1 protein-coding gene is annotated in these 242 nt (G+C 39.3%); it reads left to right on the top strand.

Annotation, left to right across the window (positions count from 1 at the left end; all coding sequences use genetic code 11):
* Positions 1–242 (top strand): hypothetical protein (locus tag Q0870_RS15390; RefSeq protein ID WP_298556787.1); only part of this gene is annotated, 242 nt, incomplete at both ends.

The raw sequence follows: 242 nt of genomic DNA, 5'->3' as shown, positions 1-242 counted from the left end.
ACACTGCAAATTGGGCTTATGTATATACTATCGATACGCCTGCCTTCACTATTACCGATATTGACGGTGCAGAAACTGTAGATTGTATTGCTGATGCTACTGAAACATTTACTTTACCTACTGTAACCGATGCGTGTGGAAATACAGTAACACCAAGTGCTGCAGTAATTACAGATAGTCCTAATCCTTTAACTTGTGAAGGAACTAGAACGTATGCTTATACTTATACCGATTGTGCTGGT

This window comes from uncultured Algibacter sp. (assembly GCF_947487575.1).
Taxonomy (GTDB): domain Bacteria; phylum Bacteroidota; class Bacteroidia; order Flavobacteriales; family Flavobacteriaceae; genus Algibacter_B.
Note: the sequence above shows the minus strand (reverse complement) of the source record. Positions and strands in the feature narration are given on the sequence as shown.